Here is a 16,930-nt window from a genome sequence, read left to right as displayed (position 1 = left end):
TGTCATTTCGCCAGAATGCGGTTGCGCCAGCTCTCGCCGCTGGCTTTCAGTTCCTGCTCGTCAAGCGTGGTGAGGCGGCGCTCGGCCAGCAGCGCCTTGCCTTTCACCCAGACGTGACTTACCTGCTCGCGCCCTGCGGCGTACACCACATGGGACACCGGATCAAAGGCCGGCGCGGTTTCCAGCGCCGAAAGATCGATGGCGATCAGATCCGCGTCCTTGCCTTCCTTGATGGACCCGACCTTGTCGGCGATGCCCAACGCGCGCGCGCCGTTGAGGGTGGCCATGCGAATGGCGGTGGCGGCCGGCACCGCGGTGGGGTCCAGCGTGCCGACTTTGGCTAGCAGCGCGGCCAGGCGGGTTTCCGCCATCATGTCCAGCTTGTTGTTGGATGCCGCGCCGTCGGTGCCGATGCCTACCGCCACGCCGGCTGCCAGCAGTTTTTGCACCGGCGCGATGCCTGAGGCCAGTTTCATGTTGGAGGCCGGATTATGGGCGACGGAGACGCCGTGACGAGCGGCCAGTTCTACCTCTTCATCATTAAGGTGAACCATATGCGCAGCGATCAGGCGGGGCGACAGCAAACCCAACTGCTTGAGGCGCGCCATCGGGCGCTGGTGGTGTTCCTTGACGCTGCCGGCCACTTCGTCGGCCGTTTCATGGATGTGGCAATGAATCAGCATGTCTTCCTGCTCGGCCAGCGTGACCACTTTGCGGAAGGTGTCGTCCGAGACGGTATAGGGAGCGTGCGGCGCCAGAGTGAAGGTGATCAGGTCTTCGCCAAGAAACGCGCGGCGTTCATCCATGCCCTTGCGAATGTAATCGTCCGCGTTGTTGCCGTAGTTGGTGGGGAATTCCAGGATGGAACAGCCTACAAACGTGCGCATGCCGGAGGCAATGCCGGCGCGAGCCATCGCACCGTGATAGAAGTACATGTCGTTGATGGTGGTGGTGCCGCCGCGAATCATTTCCGCCATGGCCAGACGCGAGCCGTCGAAGACGAAGTCGTCGCGAACATGTTTGCCTTCCGCCGGCCAGATATGGTTGTTCAGCCAGTCCATCAGCGCCTTGTCGTCCGCCATGCCGCGCAGCAAGGTCATGGCCGAGTGGCCGTGCAGATTGATCAGGCCCGGCATCAGCACATGGTTGCCCAGATCAAGGCGCTTGTCGCAGCTCAGGGAGGCGGCTTGGGCTGCTGGAATAATGGCGGCGATTCTGCCATCCTTGATGGCCAGTGCGTAGTTCTCCAGGACTTCGTTGTCCTGTTCAACGGTAATGATCCAGCGTGCGGAAATAATGGTGTCGTAGCGAGTCTCGGACATGGCGGCAACCTGATTTCAAGATGGCAGGATTGTAGGCTGCGGGCCGGTGCAAGGCAAATCAGCGCCTTGGCGGCAAAGGCCGCGTTTGTTGCACGAAGATTATGCTTATAACAGCCTGCGCAATGTCTTATTATGCAGTAAGCCTGCTGTATACTGGCGCGCTGTAACCTCCGTGCTGCGGCCATGCGCCGTATTTAAAGACAAAGTCATCGATCGACCAACTCAATGGCAACCCAAGAAGAAAAGCAGACAGTAGCCTCCAGCCTTTCCTTGCGGACGGTGTTTCTTATCGCCGTCGTGCTGGGCTTGCTCATTCCCGCGTCGATCATCAGTTATCTCAGCATCAATATCCAGCGCGACAACCTCACTGCCCAACTTGAAACCGACGAGAAGCGCTTGCTCGACATCGTCGCGCTGGGCATGCAAGAGCCGCTGTGGAATCTCAGCCGACAGGCCGGCACCCCGCTGATCGCCTCCGTGATGGAAGACCCGCGCGTGGTGTCCATTCGCGTTACCGATACCCAGTCCAACCAGGTATTCCTCTCCGCTGTGCGCGGCGAGCGCCGCGTGGGCGGCGTGTCTTTCGTACAAAAGCCGGTGGTGTACCGCGGCGAGGAAATCGGCCAGGTAACGCTGGAGTTCGATACCGAGCATCTGGTCAATGCGCTGCACACCCAGGTCAAGAACATCCTGCTGATTCTTGTGGCGCAGCTGGTGCTGTCCATCTTGCTCATCATGAGTATTCTGCATTCCCGTTTCCTGCGACCCATGCACAGCCTTACCGAGCAGGCGACGCAGTTGGCCGAACTCAAATTGGAGTCGCCTTTTTATTGGTCGCGCCGCGATGAAATCGGCAAACTCGGCAAGCATCTGGAATGGACCCGTTCCGAACTCAAGCGTCTGATTGACGAGTTGCGCGCCAAGACATTGGCGCTGGAGGCGGACATTTCCCGCCGCCGCGAAGTGGAAGACGCGCTGCGCCGCTCGGAAAACAAGTACCGCGAGTTGTTCTGGTCCAATCTTGACGGCATCGTCATCAGCTCGCTGGATGGCCAGGTGATCGACGCCAACCCGGCCTTCCTCAACCTGATGTGCTACAGCCTTGATCAACTCAAGCTGCAGAATTTCTGGTCGCTGGTGGGGCAGGAAAGCGAGGCCTTGGAGCGCTTCAATCTGGACAACAAGGTGTTGCGCTTCGGTTACTGCGATGAATTCGAAGCCATCTATATGAACCGTTTCGGCAATCCGGTGCCGGTCAGCGTGAAAACCGTCGCCATGCGCGACGCCTTTGGCCGCATCAATGCCGTTTGGCGCATGGTGCGCGACATCTCCGAGAAGCGCGCGGCGGAAGAGCGGGTGCAATTGGCCGCCAAGGTGTTCGAAAACACCGTGGAAGGCATCATGATTACCGACGGCGAAAAGCGCATCCGAAGCGTCAACCGCGCCTTCACGGAAATTACCGGCTACACCCAGCAGGAAGTACTGGGGCAGAAAACCAGCATCCTGTCGTCAGGACGGCACGATGGCGCCTTCTACGACAATATGTGGCTGGCCATCAATACCCAGGGCTCCTGGCAAGGCGAAATCTGGAATCGCCGCAAGAACGGCGAAGTGTATCCAGAGTGGTTGGCCATCAACGCCGTGCGCAACGCGCTGGCGGAGATTACCCATTACGTGGCCATCTTCAGCGATCTCACCGAGCGCAAGGCAGCTGACGAGCGCATCCAGTTCCTTGCCCACTTCGATGTGCTGACCAGCTTGCCCAATCGCGCGCACATGCACGACAGGGTGGAGTTGGCCATTCACAACGCGCTGCGCGATAACGAACGCATGGCCCTGCTGCTGCTGGATCTGGACCGCTTCAAGACCATCAACGAGTCACTGGGACACTCCGCCGGCGACGTGTTGCTGCAGGTCGCGGCCGATCGCATCAAGTCCTCCCTTGCTGCTGGTGAAACCGTGGCGCGACAGGGGGGCGACGAGTTCATCATCTTGCTGCCGGCCATTTCCGAACCCAGTGAAGCGGCCTTGGCTGCCGAGCGCATCCGCGAGGCCTTCAACGCCTCTATCGAGCTGCACAATCACGTCATCACCATTACGCCGTCCATTGGCATCAGCGTGTATCCGGACGACGGTCGGGATTTCGAAACGCTGGTGCGCAACGCCGATGCGGCGATGTATCACGCCAAATCTTCCGGGCGCAACAGCTACAAGTTCTACACGGCCGACCTGAATGCACGTGCCCGGGAAATTCTCGCCATTGAAAGCCAGTTGCGCTTTGCGCTGGAGCGCGAGGAGTTTGTGCTGCACTACCAGCCGCAGGTGGACATGGTCAGTGGGCGCATTCTGGGCGCGGAAGCGCTTATCCGCTGGAATCACCCGTCGCTGGGCATTCTGGGCCCGGCCCGCTTCATCGAAGTAGCCGAAGAGCGTGGTTTCATCGTGCAGATCGGCAACTGGGTGATTCGCGAAGCCTGCCGTCAGTTGGCACTCTGGTACGGCCAGGGTTTGCCGAAGCTGTCCTTGGCGGTCAATCTGTCTGCTTTGCAGTTCCGCCAGCAGGATCTGGCCGAGGTGCTGGAGAAGGCACTGGCCGCCAATGGCCTGACGGGCGACATGCTGGATATCGAAGTGACCGAAAGCGTGATCATGGAAGATGTCACCAGTACGGTGCAAACCATCGACATCATCAAGGGCATGGGCCTTCAGCTGTCGATTGACGACTTTGGCACCGGTTATTCCAGTCTGTCTTATCTCAAGCGTTTCAAGGCGGACAAGCTCAAGATCGACCGTTCCTTCGTGCGTGACATCCCCAATGATGTGGACGATACCGCGATTGCCCGCGCCATCATCAACATGGCGAGAAACCTCAATATGCAGGTGGTGGCGGAGGGGGTGGAGACTATCGACCAATGGCGCTTCTTGCGGCAGGAGGGTTGTGACCTGATCCAGGGTTATCTGGTGGCCAAACCCATGCCGGCGGAAGAGTTCGCGCGCTTGTTGGCCAAGGAGTTCCTGTTGCCCGAAGGCGTGTGAGCGCCGCTGCGGCATGCAATTAAAAAGCCGGCTTCTTGCCGGCTTTTTAATTTCTGCAGCCATTTGCTTTGCGTGTGCGCCGGCTAGCCGCGCATGCTACTGTTGAGTCAGCATCCGGTGACATAATCTGCTTGTGGCCGCAGGCAGCCTCTTCGATGGCTACCGCCAGTCTTGCCGGTGTCCGGTGGGCGATTCGCAAGATACTGCCAGCGGTTCAATCCGGATTCATCACCTGACGGACGGAAAAGACGCGAAGCGCTCCTCCGACAGGCTGGCACGTTTGAGAGGGGGAGTGCCTTGAGAAGCACTGTGGGGGAGCGCAGCGCGCAGTCGCTGTCCAAAGCGGATTTCTTCCGCAGCCTGGATTACATTCCGCTACCGATACTGATTTCAGAATCCGAGCCGGCGTCGGTCGACCGCAATCATGTTTTCCTCAATCGGGCATTTCATCAGCAGTTGGGCTATACGCTGGACACCATGCCCGGCATGGCCAGCTGGTTCCTGATGGCTTACCCGGACCCGATGTACCGGGCGGCAGTGATGGAAGAGTGGGCCGCTATCGTCGCAGACTGCATAGCCAGAGGTAAAGACACGGCGGAAATGACGGCCTTGATCACCTGCGCTTCCGGCCGCCAGCGTTGGTTTATTGTGACGGCGCAGATTCACGCCGACCTCACTCGCAATTGGCATGTCGTGACCTTTCGCGATGTGCATGACATCAAGTCCATGATGGATGAGAACGGCAGGCTGTCGCGTACTGATTTCCTTACCCAGTTGCTCAACCGGCGCGAAGGCATGGCTCTGCTGGAACAGGCTTGGCGAGGCTGGCGCAAACAGAGCGAACCGTTTGCGCTGATGCTGTGCGACATCGACCACTTCAAGCACTTCAACGATCAATTCGGCCATGCTTGTGGTGATCAGGTGCTGGTGTCGGTGGCGAATTGCCTCTATCAGGAAATGGGGCTGGGCGCTCGCGTCATTCGCTGGGGCGGTGAAGAGTTTTTGCTGATTTTGCCCGGCCAGTGCCTTCAGGACACAGAGATAGAAGCGGAACGGGTGCGCGCCGCTATTGCGGCGCTGGAGCTGGAATGGGGAGGACAGGTGCTGCGTCCGACGGTGAGCGTGGGCTACGCGGCTACCGATCAGACGCTCTGGGCCGGTGTCGATGAGCTGCTGCAGCAGGTGGATGCCGCGCTCTATCAGGCCAAACGCGCGGGGCGCAATCGCACCGCGCCGGCGATGCCCGCCTAGCCTTGCAAGCCGGCAACCTGCCTGACGTCGGCTTGTCATGAGATGTGGCGGGCCGGCGTTGTTTGGCTTATTTGTTCAGCGTGAGTACGGGCTGGGTTTCCGACTCCGATACCAGTACGGTTAGCAGATTGGCTACGAGCGCGGCTTTCTGCCCCTCTTCCAGCGTTACGATGTTCTGCTCGCGAATCTCGTCCAGTGCGTCCTTCACCATGCCTACGGCGCCCGCCACGATCTGCTTGCGTGCGGCCACTACGGCTGCGGCCTGTTGGCGGCGCAGCATGGCCATAGCGATCTCCGGCGCATAGGCCAGATGCGTGATCTTGGCGCTGAGAATGGTGATGCCCGCCGCACGCACATGTTCTTCCACTTTCATCTCGAGTTCACGCGCTACGCCGTCCAGATCGCCGCGCAGGGTCTTGCCGTGCTCGTCGCCGTCCAGCGAGTGATCGTAAACGCGGCCGGAGGCCAGCTCGCGAATGGCGGACTCGCAGGCCATCTGCACATAACTGGCGCAATCGCTGACGGCGAACACCGCCTTGGCGGTGTCCTGGATTCGCCAGGAAATCACGGCGGCAATTTCGATAGGGTTACCGTTCTTGTCGTTGACCTTGATGGTTTCGGTGGTGAAGTTGTTGATGCGGCGGGAAACGATATTGCGGTTGGCCAGCGGGTTGCACCAGAAAAAGCCGTCGCGGGCCACAGTACCGCTGTAGCGGCCAAAAAAGGTCAGCACCGCCGCCAGATTGGGACCGATGATGACAAAGCCTTTGGAAAGGAAGATCAGCAAGCCGAACAGCAGCACTTGCGGGAAGGGCGGCTGCCCGCTGTTCAGGCGCTGATAGCTGCTGGCCAGCACGGCGGCGGCCATGATGAGCAGCAGGGACAGCACCAGCCAGCCGTTGAGGTAAATGGCGTCTTTGTCAGCGATATCCATCGTGCTGTCGTCTTGCATGTTCAGGCCCTCCCTTCGGCAAACCTGCATGCTACCACCGGCCTGCGGCATCTGCGCGTGCTTCAGTCGTCGCGAGTCAAGACCTCCAGCAACTCAATCTCAAACTCCAGAGCGGAGTTCGGGGGGATGCGCTCGCCGATCTGGCGTTCGCCATAGGCCAGATGCGCCGGCACTTTGAGGCGACGCTTGCCGCCCACCCTCATGCCCATCAGGCCGATATCCCAGCCCTTGATGACGCGACCAGTGCCAATGACGCATTGAAACGGACGGCCCTTGTCCAGCGAGGAATCAAACTTGACGCCGTCAGCGCTGCGCCAGCCGGTGTAGTGGGTGATGATCAGCGCGCCGCGTACGGCTTCTTTGCCGTCGCCGATGACGAGATCAATGATTTCCAGTTCAGGAGTTTGCATGGGGATTCCTTGTGCTTGTTCATGACGCCACAGGCGGCAGTGCTGTGCCCAGAGCAAGCGAAAAGCATGAAAAACCCCGCCGAAGCGGGGTGTTTTGCCGAGGTTGGCCGAAGCTTACTCGGGACGCATGTGCGGGAACAGAATCACATCGCGGATGGACGGCGCATCGGTCAGCAGCATGACCAGGCGGTCGATGCCGATGCCGCAACCGCCGGTCGGCGGCAGGCCGTATTCCATGGCGCGGATGTAGTCGGCGTCGTAGTGCATGGCCTCATCGTCGCCTGCGTCTTTTTGTTCAACCTGAGCCTGGAAGCGTGCAGCCTGGTCTTCCGGATCGTTCAATTCGGAGTAGCCATTGGCGTGTTCGCGGCCGACGATGAACAGCTCGAAGCGTTCGGTCAGGCCTTCCTTGGTATCGGAGGCGCGCGCCAGTGGGGAAACTTCCACCGGGTAGTCGACGATGAAAGTGGGGTTCCACAGCAGGCTTTCGGCGCATTCTTCAAACAGCGCCAGTTGCAGGCTGCCCAGGCCCGGCGCCGGGGGCAGCTTGCCGCCCAGGCGCTTGATCTCGGCGGCTACCCAGGCTGCGTCGGCCAGTTGCTCGTCAGTGTATTGCGGGTTGTAGTGCTTGATGGCTTCCACGATGGTAAAGCGGTCAAACGGCTTGCCCAGGTCCACTTCCTTGCCCTGGTAGGTCACGGTGGTGGTACCGCAGGATACCAGTGCGCACTCGCGGATGATGGTTTCGGTCATCTCCATCATGCGCTGGTAGTCGCTGTACGCTTCGTAGAATTCGATCATGGTGAACTCGGGGTTGTGGCGCGTGCTCATCCCCTCGTTGCGGAAGTTGCGGTTGATTTCGAACACGCGTTCCAGCCCGCCTACCACCAGACGTTTCAGATACAGCTCCGGCGCGATGCGCAGGTAAAGCGGCATGTCCAGCGCATTGTGGTGCGTGACGAAGGGCTTGGCCGAGGCGCCGCCCGGAATCGGGTGCATCATCGGGGTTTCCACTTCCAGATAGCCTTCGCTCACCATTACGTCGCGCACTTTTTGCACGATTCTGGAGCGCTTGATGAAGGTGTCGCGGCTCTCTTCGTTCATGATCAGGTCGGCGTAGCGCTGACGATACTTGGTTTCCTGATCGGTAATGCCGTGGAATTTTTCCGGCAGCGGGCGAATGTTCTTGGAGAGCATGCGCACTTCGCTGGCTTGCACGGTCAGCTCGCCGGTCTTGGTCTTGAACAGGGTGCCCTTGATCGCGATGATGTCGCCCAGGTCCCAACGCTTGAAGTCGGCGTACACGTCTTCACCCACGTTGTCGCGGGAGATGAACGCCTGGATGCGACCGCTGCTGTCCTGCAAGGTGGCGAAGCTGGCTTTGCCCATCACACGTTTAAGCATCATGCGACCGGCGATGGCGACTTCGACGTTTTCGGCGGCAAGCGCTTCAGCCTCTTTCTCGGCATGAGCGTCTTGCAGCGGTTTGGCGAAGTGGCTGCGCTTGAAGTCGTTGGGATAGGCGATGCCTTTCTCGCGGATCGCTTTCAGTTTCAGGCGACGTTCCGCCATGATCTGGTTTTCGTCTTGAGCGACCACTGATGCTTGTTCGTGTTCCGACATGATGACTCCGTTGACTACCTCTTGGTGAGGGCAGGGTAACTGCGGGCCTTTCGGCCAACTTGCGGTTTGAGATTTGGATGGGGCCGGCTAAGCCGGCCCCTTGGCGCTTACACGCCCTGTTTGAGGCTGGCCTCGATGAAGCCGTCAAGGTCGCCGTCCATGACGCCCTTGATGTTGCCCACTTCGTAACTGGTGCGCAGGTCCTTGATGCGGGACTGGTCGAATACGTAGGAGCGGATCTGGTGACCCCAACCCACGTCGGTCTTGGTGTCTTCCAGCGCCTGCTTGGCTTCGTTGCGCTTTTTCAGTTCCAGCTCATACAGCTTGGCGCGCAGCATTTGCATCGCTTCGTCGCGGTTGCGGTGCTGCGAGCGGTCGTTCTGGCATTGCACGACGATGCCGGTCGGGTTGTGTGTGATGCGCACGGCCGAGTCGGTCTTGTTGATGTGCTGCCCGCCCGCGCCGGAAGCACGGTAGGTGTCGACGCGCAGATCTGCCGGGTTGATTTCGATCTCGAAGCTGTCATCCACTTCCGGGTAAACGAATACCGACGAGAAGGAGGTGTGGCGACGCGCGTTGGAGTCGAACGGCGACACGCGCACCAGGCGGTGCACGCCCACTTCGGTGCGCAACAGGCCAAAGGCGTATTCGCCTTCGATCTTCAGCGTGGCGCTGGTGATGCCGGCCACTTCGCCTTCGGATACTTCCAGTACATCCACCTTGAAGCCCTTGCGTTCGGCGTAGCGGGTGTACATGCGCAGCAACATGCCGGCCCAGTCCTGGGCTTCGGTGCCGCCGGCGCCGGCCTGGATGTCCAGGAAGCAGTTGTTCGGGTCCATCGGGTCGTGGAACATGCGACGGAACTCGAGCTGGGCCACTTTGGCCTCCACGGCTTCGAGGTCTTCGCGCACGGCGAAGATGGTGTCGTCATCTTCTTCGCTGCGGCCCATGTCGAACAGTTCGCGGCTGTCGGCGACGCTGGCGATGATGCTGTCCAGCACCAACACCACGTCTTCCAGTTGTTTGCGCTCGCGGCCCAGTTCCTGGGCGCGCTTGGGGTCGTTCCAGATATCGGGGTCTTCGGTCAGGCGGGAAACTTCTTCCAGACGGTCTTTTTTACCGTCGTAGTCAAAGATACCCCCGAATATCGGCGGCGCGCTGGGCCAGGTTGTCGATGGTGGCCGCGATCTGGTTCAGGACTTCAACTTCAATCATGCTCTTGCTCCAGTGGCAGTCAGTATTAGTAAATTCAAATATGCGTGGACGTTTTGATGAAAGACAAAAAGCGCACCATTCGGTGCGCTTTTGTTCTGATCGGACTAAGGCTTAGCCAAACAGGTGAGCGACGGCTGCACGCTCTTCTTCCAGTTCCGCCAGGGTGAAGTTCATGCGTTCGCGGCTGAACTCGTCCACTTCCAGACCCTGAACGATCTTGTACTCGCCATTTTCGCACACAACCGGGAAACCGTACATCACGCCTTCCGGGATGCCGTAGGAGCCGTCGGACGGAATGCCCATCGTTACCCACTTGCCGTTGCTGCCCAGCACCCAGTCGTGGATGTGGTCGATGGCGGCGTTGGCAGCCGATGCGGCGGAAGACAGGCCGCGCGCTTCGATGATGGCTGCGCCGCGCTTGCCCACGGTGGGCAGGAATACGTCGCGGTTCCAGGCTTCATCGTTGATCAGGCCCTTGACGGACTGGCCATCGACGGTGGCGAAGCGGTAGTCGGCATACATGGTCGGGGAGTGATTGCCCCACACGGCCAGGTTTTCGATGGAAGCGACAGCCTTGCCGGTCTTGGCGGCCAGTTGCGATAGCGCGCGATTGTGGTCCAGACGCAACATGGCGGTGAAATTTTTCGGATTCAGGTCCGGAGCGCTCTTCATGGCGATCCAGGCGTTGGTATTGGCCGGGTTGCCCACCACCAGAACGCGGACGTTGCGGTCTGCGTGGTCGTTCAGCGCCTTGCCCTGAACGGTGAAGATGGCGCCGTTGGCTTCCAGCAGGTCCTTGCGTTCCATGCCTTTGCTGCGCGGACGCGCGCCCACCAGCAGAGCGACTTGAGCATCCTTGAAAGCAACATTGGGGTCGTCGGTGGCAACCATGCCGGCCAGCAGCGGGAAGGCACAGTCTTCCAGTTCCATCATCACGCCTTTGACGGCGGTTTGCGCTTGCGGCAGGTCCAGCAGTTGCAGGATGACGGGTTGATCCTTGCCCAGCATTTCACCACTGGCGATACGGAACAGCAGGCTGTAGCCAATTTGGCCGGCAGCGCCGGTGACGGCAACGCGTACGGGAGCTTTCATGGATGGACTCTCCTTTGTTTAGAAATCCGAAAACGGTTCAACAGACAGCAGATGTTGCTCTGCACTATAGGTGTGCAAGGAGTGTAGCACGAGTCTTTGCCGCATGGCGGCGGATTCGTCATCAGAAATTCTGATAGACTTCATTAATACTTATGTCTTATATAAGACTAACCTTTACGCTTGATTTGTTTGATGATAAAAAGCCTGTTACATGATCACTACATCGCCCCGGCGCTTGCCGCTTTATGCCCAGATTCGTCAGCTTGTCGCCAACAGGATCGCTGAAGGCGAATGGCAAGAACATGACGCTTTGCCCAGCGAATGGGATCTGGCCGCCGAGCTTTCTGTCAGTCAGGGCACGGTCAGGAAGGCGCTGACCGAGCTGGTGGCCGAGGGGTTGTTGTATCGGCAGCAAGGGCGCGGCACGTTTGTGTCGGCCATCGTCAGTGATTGGGGCTTCGGCCAACTACGGACGCCGGGCCTGTTTGATGAGTCGCCGGACCGGCTGGCTTGTGAGTTTCTTGGTGTGTCGCGCGTGAATGCCAGCGACGACATGTCTTCGGCGTTGCGCTTGCGCCGACTGGCGCCGATGTTCCGCATCCGGCAGCTGTGGCGCAGACAGGGCAGGGCGGTGGCGCTGGATGAGGCTTTCCTGTGCGCCGAGCGCTTTGAAGGGCTGGAGGCGCGGTGGTTTCGCGGCGCCTCGGGCGTATATGCGGTGTTGCAGCAGCGTTTCGGTGTGCGCGTCGTGCGCAGTCAGGATCAGTTTCGCGGGGTGTTGCTGCCCAGAGAAGATGCCACGCTGCTGGGGCTGACTGGCGCGGCGGTTGAAGAGCCGGTGCTGAGCCTGCTCCGGCTGTCGTTTTCGGCGGCGGACGAGCGGGTGGAGTGGCGGCAGCGTTACTGTCTGAGCAGTGAGGCGGCGGTGATGGTGGATCGCCCCTGATGTCGCCTGATGGCATCTAATTGTCGCGAATTGGGCAAAAAGCGGGCCGGGTCAGGACGATTTTTGCTAGAATTTCGAAGTCATATTGCCTTGCAGCATCGGGTTTTATGATGAAAAGCATTGAAAGGGACCTCCCGAGCACAACAAGGGCGGACCTTTCTGGCGGGCTTCCAGACAGGGGCCCGGATATAACCACTTGGTTCATGAACATCCAAGGAAGCCATATGCAGAAGCAACGACCGAAGCACCTGGATCTGGCCACGATCAGACTGCCCATCCCGGGCATCGTCTCGATCTTGCACCGGGTCAGTGGTGTGGCGCTCTTCTTTTCCCTCCCGCTGTTGATCTACCTCCTTCATGGTTCGCTCAGTTCGGCAGAGTCCTTCGAAACCTACCGCGCGGTAATCGCCCACCCGCTGATGAAGATCATCCTCATCGGCTTGCTGTGGGCTTACATGCATCACTTCTGCGCCGGTATCCGTTTCCTGTTCCTTGATGTGCACAAGGGTCTGGAACTGCAAACCGCTCGCGCCACGGCCAAGACCGTTGTGGTCGTCAGCCTGGCTCTGACTCTGATTCTGGGGGTTGCTCTATGGTAAACCGCAACGTAGTCGGCGCTCACTACGGCCTGCGCGACTGGGTGATGCAGCGCGTGACGGCCACCATCATGGTGATCTATACCGTAGCTCTGGCCCTGTTCCTGCTGACCATCCCGTCCAGCTACGCCGGCTGGAAAGACTTCTTCGCCCAGACCTGGGTGCAAGTGCTGACGCAAACCACTCTGCTGGCTGTGTTCCTGCATGTCTGGGTGGGTATCCGCGATGTGTGGATGGACTACATCAAGCCGGTGGGCCTGCGCCTGGCGCTGCATGTTTTCACCATCGTCTGGCTGGTGTCCTGTTTCATCTATTCCGTTAAAGTTGTCTGGGGGCTGTAATGGGCGTACCTGTTCGTCATTTTGATGCGGTAATCGTCGGCGCCGGCGGCGCTGGCATGCGGGCTGCCCTGCAGCTGTCGGAAGCCGGTCTGAAAACGGCCGTGTTGTCCAAGGTTTTCCCCACCCGTTCGCACACTGTTGCGGCACAGGGTGGCGTATCCGCTTCCCTCGGCAATTCCGAGGAAGATCACTGGCACTGGCACATGTACGACACCGTCAAGGGTTCGGACTGGCTGGGCGACCAGGATGCCATCGAATTCATGTGTCGCGAGGCACCGAAGGTTGTGACCGAACTGGAACACTTCGGCATGCCGTTCGACCGCAACGCCGACGGCTCCATCTATCAGCGCCCCTTTGGCGGCCATATGTCCAACTTCGGCGAGAAGCCGGTGCGTCGCGCCTGTGCGGCCGCCGACCGTACCGGTCACGCGATGTTGCACGCGCTGTATCAGCGCAATGTGCGCGCCAACACCCACTTCTTCGTTGAGTGGATGGCGCTGGATCTGGTGCGCGACGCCGACGGCAATGTGCAGGGCGTGGTGGCCATGGAAATGGAAACCTCCGAAATCGTCGTCTTCCAGGCCAAGGCAACACTGTTCGCCACAGGCGGCGCAGGTCGTATTTTCTCCTCTTCCACCAACGCTTTCATCAATACCGGCGACGGCCTGGGCATGGCGGCTCGCGCCGGCATCCCGCTGGAAGACATGGAGTTCTGGCAGTTCCACCCGACCGGCGTGGCCGGCGCGGGCGTGCTGATTACCGAAGGCGTGCGCGGCGAAGGCGGCATTCTGCGCAACAGCGAAGGCGAACGCTTCATGGAGCGCTACGCGCCGAACGCCAAGGACTTGGCTTCCCGCGACGTGGTGTCCCGCGCCATGGTGACCGAGATCAACGAAGGCCGTGGTTGCGGCCCGAACAAGGACCACGTGCTGCTCGACATCACGCACCTGGATCCGGAAGTGATCATGTCCAAGCTGCCGGGCATTCGCGAAATCTCCATCAAGTTCGCCGGCGTTGACCCGATCAAGGCCCCGATCCCGGTGGTGCCGACTTGCCACTACCAGATGGGCGGCATCCCTACCAATTACCACGGTGAAGTGATTGTCGACAGCAAGCCGGTATCCGGCTTCTATGCCGCCGGCGAATGCGCTTGCGCTTCCGTGCACGGCGCCAACCGTCTTGGCACCAACTCGCTGCTGGACCTGCTGGTATTCGGCAAGAGCTCGGCCAACTCCATGATCGAGTTCATCCGCAAGCAACCGCTGGAGCTGCCGGAATTGGCTACCGCCGACGTGGAGCGCTCTGTGGCCCGTGTCGCCCGTCTGGACAACCAGAAAAACGGCGTGCAAGTGAACGACGCCCGCGTCGCCATGCAGCGCACCATGCAGAACCACTGCGGCGTATTCCGCTTCAAGGACATGTTGGCCGAAGGCGTCAGCAAAATCCTGGAAGTGGAAAAAATGGTTCAGCAGACCGAAATCAGCGACAAGTCCAAGGTGTTCAACACCGCGCGCATCGAAGCGCTGGAACTGGAAAACCTGATTGAAGTCGCCAAGGCCACCATGATTTCGGCCAATGCCCGTACCGAATCGCGCGGCGCTCACGTGCGCGACGACGCGCCGGATACCGCCGAGACCCCGAACGGTCGCGACGACGCCAACTGGCTGAAGCACACCTTGTGGAGCCGCGACGGCAATCGTCTGGACTACAAGCCGGTGAACCTCAAGCCGCTGAGCGTCGACACCATCGCCCTCAAGACCCGCTCGTACTAAGGGACGCCGACAGATGACAACGCAAACCGTGCAATTCCGCGTTTATCGCTACAACCCGGACCAGGACGCCAAGCCGTACATGCAGGATATCAGCGTGGAGATCGACTCCACCGATCGCAAGCTGCTGGACGCGCTGGTGAAGTTGAAGGTGAAGGACGATACCGTCTCTTTCCGTCGCTCCTGTCGCGAGGGCGTCTGCGGTTCCGACGCGATGAACATCAATGGCAAGAACGGTCTGGCCTGCCTGACCGACATCAAGGACCTCAAGCAGCCGATCGAATTGCGACCGCTGCCGGGCCTGCCTGTCGTGCGCGACCTGATCGTCGACATGACCCAGTTCTTCAAGCAATACCACTCGATCAAGCCGTATGTGATCAACGATACGCCGCCGCCGGAGCGTGAGCGCATGCAGTCTCCCGAAGACCGCAAGGAGCTGGATGGCCTCTACGAGTGCATCCTTTGCGCCTGCTGCTCTACCTCCTGCCCGTCGTTCTGGTGGAATCCGGACAAATTCGTCGGCCCGGCCGGCCTGCTCGCTGCTTACCGCTTCATTGCGGATACGCGCGACACTGCCACCAACGAACGTCTGGACAACCTGGAAGATCCTTACCGTCTGTTCCGTTGCCACACCATCATGAACTGCGTTGATGTGTGTCCGAAGGGCCTCAACCCGACCAAGGCCATCGGCAAGATCAAGGATCTGATGGTCAAGCGTGCAGTATGACCGCTTACGATCCGATTGAACTCAAGCGGATCCGTTGGCGGTCCCGCCGGGGCTTGCTGGAGTTGGATCTGGTGCTGGAAAAGTTTTTCGCCCAGCGCTTTGATCTGCTCTCCCCGGCGGAGATCGACGCCTACAAGCGTCTCCTCGATCTGCCCGACACCGATTTTCTGGACGTTGTGAACGGCAAGGCCGATCTTGACGATCCGGAAGAGATGGCGATCGTGGAGATCCTTCGGGCGATCTGATCGCACGAGTGCAGGGCCCAAAACGATTACAACACCACAAAACAACTGACTGGGAGTATTGCTGTGGAAAACAACCGCAAAGTGACGCTCACTTACAACGACGGCAAGGAAAACCTGGAACTGCCCGTACTGGGCGGCACCTTGGGTCCGGACGTCGTTGATATTCGCACCTTCGCCAAGACCGGCATGTTCACCTTCGACCCGGGCTTCCTGGCTACCGCCAGCTGCGAATCCGGCATCACCTTCATCGACGGCGATCTGGGCCAGCTGTACTACCGCGGCTACCCGATCGAGCAACTGGCCGAGAAGAGCGACTACCTCGAAGTCTGCTACCTGCTGCTGAACGGCGAACTGCCGACCGCAGACCAGCGCAAGGAATTCGAGCGCGGCATCATGCGCCACAACATGCTGCACGATCAGCTGATGAGCCTGTTCAAGGGTTTCCGTCGCGACGCGCACCCGATGGCTGTGATGGTGGGCGTAGTGGGCGCGCTGTCCGCCTTCTACCATGACTCCCTGGATATCGCCAACCCGGAACACCGCCGTATCTCCGCGCATCGTCTGGTAGCCAAGCTGCCGACCATCGCCGCCCAGGCGTACCGCTACAACAAGGGCTTGCCGTTCTCCTATCCGAAGAATGGTCTGACCTACGCCGAGAACTTCCTGCACATGATGTTCTCCACCCCGTGCGAAGAGTACAAGGTGAACCCGGTGCTGGCCCGCGCGCTGGATCGCATCTTCACCCTGCACGCCGACCACGAGCAAAACGCTTCCACCTCCACCGTACGTCTGGCCGGCTCCTCCGGCGCCAACCCGTTCGCATGTATCGCCGCCGGTATCGCCTGCCTGTGGGGCCCGTCCCACGGCGGCGCCAACGAAGCCGTGCTGAAGATGCTGGATGAAATCGGCAGCGTCGACAACGTGGCCGACTTCATGCAAGGCGTGAAGGACAAGCGCTACAAGCTGATGGGCTTCGGCCACCGCGTGTACAAAAACATGGACCCGCGCGCCGCCATCATGAAGCAGACCTGCGACGAAGTGCTGCAAGAACTGGGTCTGCACAACGATCCGAAGTTCAAGCTGGCAATGGCGCTGGAAAAGATCGCCCTGGAAGATCCGTACTTCATCGAGCGCAAGCTCTACCCGAACGTGGACTTCTACTCCGGCATCGTGTTGTCCGCCATCGGCATCCCGGTATCCATGTTCACCCCGATCTTCGCGCTGGCCCGCACCGTGGGCTGGATCGCTCACTGGAGCGAAATGATCGCTGATCCGGGCATGAAGATTGGTCGTCCGCGTCAGCTGTACACCGGCGCTCCGCGTCGCGACGTACAGGAAATCTCCAAGCGTTAAGCTTGTTTGAAAGGTTGGCCGAAGGCGCTTCGGCCAACCTTTTCGTACTACC

At 59.9% G+C, this 16,930-nt stretch carries 15 protein-coding genes; 9 read left to right on the top strand and 6 right to left on the bottom strand.

What is annotated here, in order from left to right:
• Positions 1–2: 2 nt before the first annotated feature.
• The gene (locus tag Q0P52_RS11640) at positions 3–1,322 is read right to left on the bottom strand and encodes a TRZ/ATZ family hydrolase (RefSeq protein WP_293762178.1); all 1,320 of its coding nucleotides are present in this window, start codon (positions 1,320–1,322) and stop codon (positions 3–5) included.
• Between the two features lie 225 nt (positions 1,323–1,547).
• On the opposite strand from Q0P52_RS11640, the gene Q0P52_RS11635 reads away from it, so the two are divergent.
• A complete protein-coding gene (locus Q0P52_RS11635; RefSeq protein ID WP_293762181.1) occupies positions 1,548–4,358 on the top strand; it encodes a bifunctional diguanylate cyclase/phosphodiesterase in 2,811 nt (936 codons plus the stop codon).
• Positions 4,359–4,655: 297 nt separating this feature from the next.
• Complete coding sequence (locus Q0P52_RS11630) at positions 4,656–5,609, top strand: sensor domain-containing diguanylate cyclase (RefSeq protein ID WP_293762183.1); 954 nt, start codon at positions 4,656–4,658, stop codon at positions 5,607–5,609.
• 67 nt (positions 5,610–5,676) lie between these two features.
• Here Q0P52_RS11630 and Q0P52_RS11625 read toward each other — a convergent pair whose 3' ends face one another.
• The 5 genes from Q0P52_RS11625 to Q0P52_RS11605 all read right to left on the bottom strand — a co-directional run bounded on the left by Q0P52_RS11625 (position 5,677) and on the right by Q0P52_RS11605 (position 10,901).
• Positions 5,677–6,561, bottom strand: coding sequence for an SPFH domain-containing protein (locus tag Q0P52_RS11625; protein ID WP_293762185.1), 885 nt, complete (start codon positions 6,559–6,561; stop codon positions 5,677–5,679).
• Between the two features lie 62 nt (positions 6,562–6,623).
• Positions 6,624–6,971: an FKBP-type peptidyl-prolyl cis-trans isomerase gene (locus Q0P52_RS11620; protein WP_293762188.1), complete on the bottom strand. Its 348-nt coding sequence runs from the start codon at positions 6,969–6,971 to the stop codon at positions 6,624–6,626.
• A 114-nt stretch (positions 6,972–7,085) separates the two neighbouring features.
• Positions 7,086–8,594: a lysine--tRNA ligase gene (lysS, locus tag Q0P52_RS11615; protein WP_293762191.1), complete on the bottom strand. Its 1,509-nt coding sequence runs from the start codon at positions 8,592–8,594 to the stop codon at positions 7,086–7,088.
• Between the two features lie 107 nt (positions 8,595–8,701).
• Positions 8,702–9,809, bottom strand: a protein-coding gene (gene prfB, locus Q0P52_RS11610) for a peptide chain release factor 2 (protein ID WP_293762194.1) whose coding sequence is annotated in 2 segments (ribosomal slippage) — positions 8,702–9,724 and positions 9,726–9,809 — 1,107 coding nt in all. Because the reading frame shifts where the segments join, the coding sequence is not laid out codon by codon here.
• A gap of 111 nt (positions 9,810–9,920) precedes the next feature.
• On the bottom strand, positions 9,921–10,901 hold the full coding sequence (locus tag Q0P52_RS11605) for a malate dehydrogenase (RefSeq protein ID WP_293762196.1): 981 nt from the start codon (positions 10,899–10,901) through the stop codon (positions 9,921–9,923).
• Between the two features lie 211 nt (positions 10,902–11,112).
• On the opposite strand from Q0P52_RS11605, the gene Q0P52_RS11600 reads away from it, so the two are divergent.
• From Q0P52_RS11600 to gltA, 7 genes are all read left to right on the top strand, one after another.
• Positions 11,113–11,847: a GntR family transcriptional regulator gene (locus tag Q0P52_RS11600; RefSeq protein ID WP_293762198.1), complete on the top strand. Its 735-nt coding sequence runs from the start codon at positions 11,113–11,115 to the stop codon at positions 11,845–11,847.
• A gap of 224 nt (positions 11,848–12,071) precedes the next feature.
• Positions 12,072–12,446 (top strand): succinate dehydrogenase, cytochrome b556 subunit, encoded by a 375-nt coding sequence (sdhC, locus tag Q0P52_RS11595; RefSeq protein ID WP_293762201.1) that lies wholly within the window; start codon positions 12,072–12,074, stop codon positions 12,444–12,446.
• On the top strand, positions 12,440–12,784 hold the full coding sequence (gene sdhD, locus Q0P52_RS11590; protein WP_293762203.1) for a succinate dehydrogenase, hydrophobic membrane anchor protein: 345 nt from the start codon (positions 12,440–12,442) through the stop codon (positions 12,782–12,784). Before sdhC ends, sdhD begins: the two co-directional genes overlap by 7 nt.
• On the top strand, positions 12,784–14,556 hold the full coding sequence (sdhA, locus tag Q0P52_RS11585) for a succinate dehydrogenase flavoprotein subunit (RefSeq protein WP_293762206.1): 1,773 nt from the start codon (positions 12,784–12,786) through the stop codon (positions 14,554–14,556). Before sdhD ends, sdhA begins: the two co-directional genes overlap by 1 nt.
• A 13-nt stretch (positions 14,557–14,569) precedes the next feature.
• Positions 14,570–15,280, top strand: a complete 711-nt coding sequence (locus Q0P52_RS11580; protein ID WP_293762209.1) for a succinate dehydrogenase iron-sulfur subunit — start codon at positions 14,570–14,572, stop codon at positions 15,278–15,280.
• Entirely contained in the window at positions 15,277–15,525 is a 249-nt protein-coding gene (locus tag Q0P52_RS11575) for a succinate dehydrogenase assembly factor 2 (protein ID WP_293762211.1), read from the top strand. Before Q0P52_RS11580 ends, Q0P52_RS11575 begins: the two co-directional genes overlap by 4 nt.
• A gap of 63 nt (positions 15,526–15,588) precedes the next feature.
• Positions 15,589–16,878: a citrate synthase gene (gltA, locus tag Q0P52_RS11570; RefSeq protein ID WP_293762214.1), complete on the top strand. Its 1,290-nt coding sequence runs from the start codon at positions 15,589–15,591 to the stop codon at positions 16,876–16,878.
• Positions 16,879–16,930 lie beyond the last annotated feature (52 nt).

The organism is uncultured Aquitalea sp. (genome assembly GCF_945957525.1).
In the GTDB taxonomy this organism is placed as follows: Bacteria; Pseudomonadota; Gammaproteobacteria; order Burkholderiales; family Chromobacteriaceae; genus Aquitalea.
This window is presented reverse-complemented; position numbering and strand designations above follow the sequence as displayed.

What these genes read in the sequence shown, in the direction of transcription:
- Q0P52_RS11640 (WP_293762178.1), bottom strand. Translation starts at nt 1,322, where the DNA reads ATGTCCGAGACTCGCTACGACACCATTATTTCCGCACGCTGGATCATT.
- Q0P52_RS11635 (WP_293762181.1), top strand. Translation starts at nt 1,548, where the DNA reads ATGGCAACCCAAGAAGAAAAGCAGACAGTAGCCTCCAGCCTTTCCTTG.
- Q0P52_RS11625 (WP_293762185.1), bottom strand. Translation starts at nt 6,561, where the DNA reads ATGCAAGACGACAGCACGATGGATATCGCTGACAAAGACGCCATTTAC.
- Q0P52_RS11620 (WP_293762188.1), bottom strand. Translation starts at nt 6,971, where the DNA reads ATGCAAACTCCTGAACTGGAAATCATTGATCTCGTCATCGGCGACGGC.
- lysS (WP_293762191.1), bottom strand. Translation starts at nt 8,594, where the DNA reads ATGTCGGAACACGAACAAGCATCAGTGGTCGCTCAAGACGAAAACCAG.
- Q0P52_RS11605 (WP_293762196.1), bottom strand. Translation starts at nt 10,901, where the DNA reads ATGAAAGCTCCCGTACGCGTTGCCGTCACCGGCGCTGCCGGCCAAATT.
- Q0P52_RS11600 (WP_293762198.1), top strand. Translation starts at nt 11,113, where the DNA reads ATGATCACTACATCGCCCCGGCGCTTGCCGCTTTATGCCCAGATTCGT.
- sdhC (WP_293762201.1), top strand. Translation starts at nt 12,072, where the DNA reads ATGCAGAAGCAACGACCGAAGCACCTGGATCTGGCCACGATCAGACTG.
- sdhD (WP_293762203.1), top strand. Translation starts at nt 12,440, where the DNA reads ATGGTAAACCGCAACGTAGTCGGCGCTCACTACGGCCTGCGCGACTGG.
- sdhA (WP_293762206.1), top strand. Translation starts at nt 12,784, where the DNA reads ATGGGCGTACCTGTTCGTCATTTTGATGCGGTAATCGTCGGCGCCGGC.
- Q0P52_RS11580 (WP_293762209.1), top strand. Translation starts at nt 14,570, where the DNA reads ATGACAACGCAAACCGTGCAATTCCGCGTTTATCGCTACAACCCGGAC.
- Q0P52_RS11575 (WP_293762211.1), top strand. Translation starts at nt 15,277, where the DNA reads ATGACCGCTTACGATCCGATTGAACTCAAGCGGATCCGTTGGCGGTCC.